This window comes from Paraburkholderia sp. (genome assembly GCF_034668105.1).
Lineage (GTDB): Bacteria > Pseudomonadota > Gammaproteobacteria > Burkholderiales > Burkholderiaceae > Paraburkholderia.
This window is the reverse complement of sequence record NZ_JAXDPY010000302.1, coordinates 1-6,584: the sequence shown is the minus strand read 5'-3', so window position 1 is coordinate 6,584 and position 6,584 is coordinate 1. Positions and strand designations below refer to the sequence as shown.

The following is a 6,584-nucleotide window of genomic DNA, read 5'->3' as shown; positions in this document are numbered from 1 at the left end:
ACGGCTCGGCGAGTTCGCTGACCGATAGATCGTTCAGTTGCGACAGACGCGCGAGCAACGCACGCCGCGTCGGATCGGACAGCGCGGCGAAGGTGCGATCGAGTAACGTTTCGTTAAACTTAACCATAAGGTTAAGTATAGAAACGCGCGTGAGAATGTCAAGGACAGGTGCGTGTTTTCTTCAAAGCGAGCAGGAAGCGGTGAGAGAAGCCGTGAGAGAAGCGGTGAAAGAAGCGGCGAAAGAAGCCGTGAAGGAAGCGGCGAACCAGGCGCTGAAAGAAGCCGCGAACGGGACGCTGCAAAAAAAGATACGCGGCGTGTCGCAGATAAAACCCTGCAACACGCCGCGTCAAGGTGGAGAACAACCGACTACACGTTCGAGCAAAGCGGCACGGAGCGCTGCCCCACTCTCTCGTTACAGCAAAACGCAAAACGCCATGCGGCAGGATCAGATCGCCCAACCGCCGAGATAGAAGCCGACCAGCACGATCGCGATCGCGACCGTCCCCACGTTCAGCTTGCGATACTCGCCGCTCACCACGCGGCCGATCACCAGCGTCGCGAAGCCGAGCATGATGCCCGTCACGATGTTCGCGGTCAGCACGATGAACACCGCGCACATCAAACCCGACATCGCGTCGACCATGTCGTCCATATGCAGCTTGCTCACGTTCGAGAGCATCAGCAGGCCGACGTACATCAGCGCCGGGGCCGTTGCATACGAAGGCACGAGACTGGCCAGCGGCGAGAAGAACATCACCACGAGAAACAGCAGACCGACCACCGCTGCCGCCATCCCCGTCTTCGCGCCGGCTGCCACGCCGACGGTCGATTCGATGTAGGCAGCCGCCGGCGCACCGCCGAGCAGGCCCGAGAAAATCGAGCTCAGCGAATCCGCCGTCAAGGCGCGGCCACCGTTGATGATGCGGCCGTTTTCGTCGAGTTGACCGGCTTGTCCGGCGACGGCGCGAATCGTGCCGGTGGCGTCGAACACGGCCGTCATCACGAGGGCCAGCACGCTCGGCAAGACGGCCATCGACAGCGCGCCCTTGATGTCCATCGCGCCGATCAGCGACGCATGACCCGGTGCGCTCAGCGACGGCAGCGCGAACACGCCGTGAAACGAGACCGCCGGATCGATCAGCAGGGCGAGCGCCGAAATCGCGACGATCACGATCAGGATCGAACCCGGCACGCGACGGCGCACCAGACCGAAGATCGCCGCCAGACCCGCCACCGACATGATCGCCGGCAACGCCGTGATATTGCCCAGTGCGACCGGCAAACCGGCGCCCGGATTCTTGACGACCAGACCCACGTCGTTCGCGGCGATCAGCAACAGGAACAAGCCGATGCCGATACCCGTGCCGTGCGCGATGCCGGTCGGCAGATTGCGCAGGATCCACGAACGCACGCCCGTCACCGAGATCGCGGTGAAGACCACCCCCATCAGGAACACCGCGCCGAGCGCGACGTTCGGATGCAGACCTTTACCGAGCACGAGACCGAACGCGGTGAACGCGGTCAGCGAAATCGCGCAGCCGATCGCGATCGGCAGACGCGCCCACACGCCCATCAGCAACGAGCCGAACGCGGTGGTCAGGCACACGGCAACGAACACCGCGCTGGTATCGAAGCCCGCTTTGCCGAACATGCCCGGCACGACGAACACGGAATAGACCATCGCGAGGAAGGTCGTGATTCCCGCCACGATTTCCGTACGCTGCGAACTGCCGCGTGACGAGATCTGGAAGTAGCGGTCGAGAAAGCCTTTTCCGTCGAATGATTCGGCGCCGACTTCAGAAATCGGTTGGGCGTGGGTTTCCATCATGATGAGTAGCCTCCTTTATCAGCGTGCTGAAACGGCCCGTTTTCCGGCCGCCATCAGGTTCGTCTCGTTGCATTGATTTAATGTGGTGTGGCAAGGTTTGAACGTCGGCTTGCGATACGTCCGGACCTCCCGCCTTCTGTTCTTCTTTTGCTGTCCCGAAATGTAGGTCAACACAAATATATCGCCCATCGCATAGATGGCATGCCCGACATGTCTCGATGCTTATATGGTCTAAAGGACGGCAAACCGCGTCGGCGCTCCGCGCGTTAACACCTACGGTTTGTCATGAAGTCGTGAAAGGGTTTTGATGGGTTCGCCGTGCAAAAACGGGCATCGAGTGCGGCCGGAAGCGCGCAACGCGGCATGAACCGTGCGTGGGGGACGCCTGTCAGAAAGCCTGCAAAAGCGGGCCGCCCCGGCGCCGCGGGTTACACTCTGACCCTGGCCTGACCTGACTGAATGTCTCAACCGCGGCGGTCCACAGCGCCCGTCCGCACTGCCCATGGAGTTCTTCTTGATGAGCGGCGGTTTTTCGCGTCCTGCCTGGCGTCTACTGATTCTTGCTGTGTTCGCGCTGTTCGCGCTGTCCGGTTGCAGCCTGTTGTGGGGCCCGCAGCAGGCGCCGATCGTCGACGCCACGGTGATGCCCGTCGAGCCCGCGAGCGCGCCCGTGGTGGCCTCCGAGCCGGAACCGGTCGAGACTGAAGCGGCCGAGCCCGAACAGCCGAGGAAGCCACGCAAGCCGGTCGTCAAGCCACGCAAGGTCGAACCGCCGCCGCCCGTGGTCACGCCCCCGCCTCCCCCGCCCCCGCCGCCGCCACTGATCGTGCTGCGCACGATCGAGCGCAGCGAGGCCCGCGCATTGCTCGACAGCGAAGTGCAGAAGCCTGACGGCAAGGTGGTCGGCCGCGCGGTCGACGTGATCGCGGATGCGAGCGGCAAGCCGCGCGAGATGGTGGTGAATCTGCAGGGCTTCCTGGGCGTTGGCGACCGCAAGGTCAATTTCCCGTGGAGCGCGTTCCGTTTCGTGCCGACCGCGAAGGCCGCGCCGATCACGCTCAACGCGGCGGCCGTGCCCGCTCCCGCGGCGAAGTCGGCTGTCATGCAGGTGCCGCTGATCGACACCGATGTCGAGCGCTCGAACGGCGCCAAGGTGGGCCGCGTGATCGACGTGCTGGTCGACGCCAATGCGCAGCCGCAGGCGGTCGTGCTCGACGTCAACGGCATGGTCAGTACCGAGCGGCGCACGATTGCCGCCAACTGGTCGGCGCTGCGGTTCGTCACGAAAGACAAGGAGCTGCATCCGCTGATCGATTTGAGCGACGCGCAAATCAACGCGACGCCGCCGTACGCCAACGACAAGCCGATTCGCGCCGTGTCGCCGGCTCCGCCGCCGGCACCGGCTCCCGCTGCTGCGTCTGCACCGGCTACTGCCACGGCGGGTTCCAACGCACGGGCGGCCCGATGACAGGCCGCACTTTGGTTACCGCGCGCAGTTTGCGCGCACTCGATTGGATGAATTTTTTCGTCGCCAACGTGCAGACGGGTTTCGGGCCGTTCATTGCGTCGTACCTGGCCTCGCACAAATGGACCCAGGGCGAGATCGGCATGGCGCTGTCCGTCGGCACCATTAGCGCGATGGTGAGCCAGGTGCCGGGCGGCGCTGCCGTCGACGCGCTGCGCAACAAGAAAGGCGCTGCCGCGTGGGCGATCTTCGCGATTATTTTCAGCGCGGTGCTGCTGGCCGCGAGCCCGACCGTGCTGCCGGTGATTGCCGCCGAGGTGTTCCACGGCTTTGCCAGCTGCATGCTGACGCCGGCGCTGGCTGCGATCTCGTTCGCGCTGGTGGGGCGCGCGAATCTGGGCGACCGGTTGGGACGCAATGCACGCTGGGCGTCGATCGGCAGCGCCGTGGCGGCTGGGCTGATGGGCGTATTCGGCGAATACTATTCGCCGCGCGCGGTGTTCTGGCTGACTGCGGCGCTGGCTGTCCCGGCGCTTTTCGCTTTGATGATGATTCAGCGCACCGACACGATTGAATTGCCGAAAACCGGCCCGACGCCGGCACAGATCGAACGGCGCGAGAGTTTGCGCGAGTTGTTGCGTGACAAGCGGATGTTGCTGTTTGCTGCTTGTATCGTGCTGTTCCATTTGTCGAATGCGGCGATGCTGAATCTTGCCGCTGGCGAAGTGACGGCCGGCATGGGCGACAACGTTCAGCTCGTGATTGCGGCGTGCATCATCGTGCCGCAGGCGATTGTGGCGATGATGTCGCCATGGGTTGGGCGCTCTGCCGAGCGCTGGGGGCGCAGGCCGATTTTGCTGCTTGGGTTTTCGGCGCTGCCGATACGGGCGTTGTTGTTTGCCGGGATCAGCAGCCCGTATTTGCTGGTGCCGGTGCAGATGCTGGACGGTCTGAGTGCAGCGGTGTTCGGTGTGATGTTGCCGTTGATTGCCGCCGATGTGGCGGGCGGCAAGGGGCGGTATAACCTTTGTATCGGGTTGTTCGGGTTGGCTGCGGGGATTGGGGCGACTCTTAGCACTACAGCGGCTGGATTTGTGGCGGATCGTTTTGGCAATGCCGTGAGCTTTTTTGGGCTTGCTGCGGCGGGGGCGCTTGCGGTTTTGCTGGTGTGGGCCGCGATGCCCGAGACGCGGGATGCAGCGGCTGAAGAGGCTGCGGCTGTGGGAGGGAAGTCGGCTGTGAGGTGAGGTTTTCTGTTCGCCTGCGGCGGTGGGCTTTCTCTTGTTTTTGTTTGCCTGCGCGGCGCCTGGTTGTGTGCCTATGGCGTTGGCCTTTTCCTGGTTTGTTTGCCTGCGCGGCGCTTCTTGTCTGGTTGCCTACGGCGTTGGCCTTTCCTTGAATTGATATTGGTCTATTAGCGTCGCCCCTGTGCGGGGCAGGCACCTACTTCTCTTTGCCGCCGTGTATGGACCGGAGACATAGGTAACAGGTGTGCGGGGACATGGGTAACACTGTGGGCGAGCGAATCGCCTGGAGCCGGTTATGCCCTGGAACCCGAGAGACACCATGAATCTGCGTCTGGAATTCGTTCAGTTGGCCTCGCAGGAAGGCGCCAACCGTCGTGAGCTGTGTCGGCGTTTTGGCATCAGCCCGAAGACCGGCTACAAGTGGCTCGATCGCCACGCGCAGGGTGGCGCCACCGCGCTGACGGATTATTCGCGACGGCCCCAGCAGAGTCCGGCGCGCACGACCCCGTCGGTCGAGCAGCGGGTGGTTGAACTGCGGCGCGCGCATCCGGCCTGGGGTGGGCGCAAGATCAGCCGACGTCTGTGCGATCTGGGTCACACGGACGTGCCCGCCCCCAGCACGGTGACCGATATCCTGCATCGCCACGGGCTGATCGACCCGGCCGCTTCTGACGCCGCCACGGCCTGGCAGCGCTTCGAGCATGCGCAGCCCAACGATCTCTGGCAGATGGATTTCAAGGGCTGGTTCGACCTGCAGGACGGACGGCACTGTTCGCCACTGACCATGCTGGATGATCATTCGCGCTACAACGTGACACTCGATGCCTGCATCTGCACCGACACCCGGATCGTGCAGCATCATCTGGAGCACACGTTCCGCCGCTACGGGCTGCCGCTGCGCATCAACGCGGACAACGGTTCGCCGTGGGGCAGCCCCAGCCAGCCGGGCCAGTTGACCGAACTGGCCATCTGGCTCATCCGGCTGGGCGTGCGCCTGTCGCACAGCCGCGTGGCGCATCCGCAGACCAATGGCAAGGAAGAGCGGTTTCACCGCACGCTGAAGGCCGAGGTGATCGCCGGGCGCCATTTCAAAGACCTGGGCAGCGCCCAGCAGGCGTTCGATGCATGGCGCTCGGTCTACAACCATCAGCGCCCGCATCAGGCGCTGGACATGGCGACCCCGGTCACGCGCTATCGCCCCAGTCCGCGCGCCTACCCCGAGATTCTGCCGCCGATCGAGTACGGTGAAAACGACCTCGTGCAGTGCGTGAAATGGAACGGTGAACTACGCTTCAGGAACCGGCGATTCAAGGTGTCGAAGGCATTGCAGAACCTGCCCGTGGCCATCCGCGAGCGCGTCGGTGAAGAGAACTGCTACGACCTGTTTTTTGCGCATCACCGTTTCGGAACCATCAACCTGAACCAGCAGGAATGAGCGGATCATGTGTTACCCATGTCCCCGCACACCTGTTACCCATGTCTCCGGTCCATACACCGCCGCAAAGAGAAGTAGGCAAGAGAAAGCGGCTCAAACCGCTAACTTCCAAGCGGGTCCCCTGGCTTGGAGGGGGTAGTGGTGCATCTGGAATCCGTGCCCTCGCACATTCAACGTGAGTGACAAAGCGCTCATCAGCACCCACTCCGCACTGCGTGCGTCGCGGATCGGTCTGCATGGGAAACCATCGGCTTCGCTTGCGCGCGGTGGGAGCCATCGGCTTCGCCTCGGCGATGTACCCCCGCGACATGGCGGGACACAGGTAACGATGCGATATACCCGATATTCGCCGCGCCACCGCGCCAGATGAAGCGTGAGCGCGAAAGCAACGCTGACCGCTCTGAGAAATGCACTTCGGCACGGTCGTCATACTTCCGTCGGCACTGCGCGGGCCGAAACGCATTTCTCAAAAACTGCCGCCCCGTTTCACATTCGCGTTCCATTTTCGCTTATCCGCCTGGCCGGCTCATTCGGCTCATTCGGCTCATTGGGCTCATTGGGCTCATTGGGCTCATTGGGCTTGTACGGCTTGTCCGGCAATTCGGC

The 6,584-nt window shown here is 63.2% G+C and carries 5 protein-coding genes; 4 read left to right on the top strand and 1 reads right to left on the bottom strand.

The features are described from left to right. Nucleotides 1-200 precede the first annotated feature (200 nt). Entirely contained in the window at nt 201-473 is a 273-nt protein-coding gene (locus tag QOC89_RS13695; protein ID WP_323045503.1) for a hypothetical protein, read from the top strand. Here the strand turns inward: QOC89_RS13695 and QOC89_RS13690 are convergent. Then, nucleotides 449-1,831 (bottom strand): NCS2 family permease, encoded by a 1,383-nt coding sequence (locus QOC89_RS13690; protein ID WP_323045502.1) that lies wholly within the window; start codon nt 1,829-1,831, stop codon nt 449-451. The genes QOC89_RS13695 and QOC89_RS13690 overlap by 25 nt on opposite strands. Nucleotides 1,832-2,348: 517 nt before the next feature. Between QOC89_RS13690 and QOC89_RS13685 the strand changes: the two genes are divergently transcribed. The 3 genes from QOC89_RS13685 to QOC89_RS13675 all read left to right on the top strand — a co-directional run bounded on the left by QOC89_RS13685 (nt 2,349) and on the right by QOC89_RS13675 (nt 5,978). Continuing rightward, nucleotides 2,349-3,299, top strand: a complete 951-nt coding sequence (locus QOC89_RS13685) for a PRC-barrel domain-containing protein (RefSeq protein WP_323045501.1) — start codon at nt 2,349-2,351, stop codon at nt 3,297-3,299. Further along, the gene (locus QOC89_RS13680; protein ID WP_323045500.1) at nt 3,296-4,543 is read left to right on the top strand and encodes an MFS transporter; all 1,248 of its coding nucleotides are present in this window, start codon (nt 3,296-3,298) and stop codon (nt 4,541-4,543) included. The genes QOC89_RS13685 and QOC89_RS13680 overlap by 4 nt, the downstream gene beginning before the upstream one ends. Before the next feature lie 295 nt (nt 4,544-4,838). Further along, on the top strand, nt 4,839-5,978 hold the full coding sequence (locus QOC89_RS13675) for an IS481 family transposase (RefSeq protein ID WP_323045499.1): 1,140 nt from the start codon (nt 4,839-4,841) through the stop codon (nt 5,976-5,978). Nucleotides 5,979-6,584: the final 606 nt, after the last annotated feature.

Coding starts and splice junctions, on each gene's coding strand:
- QOC89_RS13680 (WP_323045500.1), top strand. CDS start 3,296: ATGACAGGCCGCACTTTGGTTACCGCGCGCAGTTTGCGCGCACTCGAT.
- QOC89_RS13675 (WP_323045499.1), top strand. CDS start 4,839: ATGCCCTGGAACCCGAGAGACACCATGAATCTGCGTCTGGAATTCGTT.
- QOC89_RS13690 (WP_323045502.1), bottom strand. CDS start 1,831: ATGATGGAAACCCACGCCCAACCGATTTCTGAAGTCGGCGCCGAATCA.
- QOC89_RS13685 (WP_323045501.1), top strand. CDS start 2,349: ATGAGCGGCGGTTTTTCGCGTCCTGCCTGGCGTCTACTGATTCTTGCT.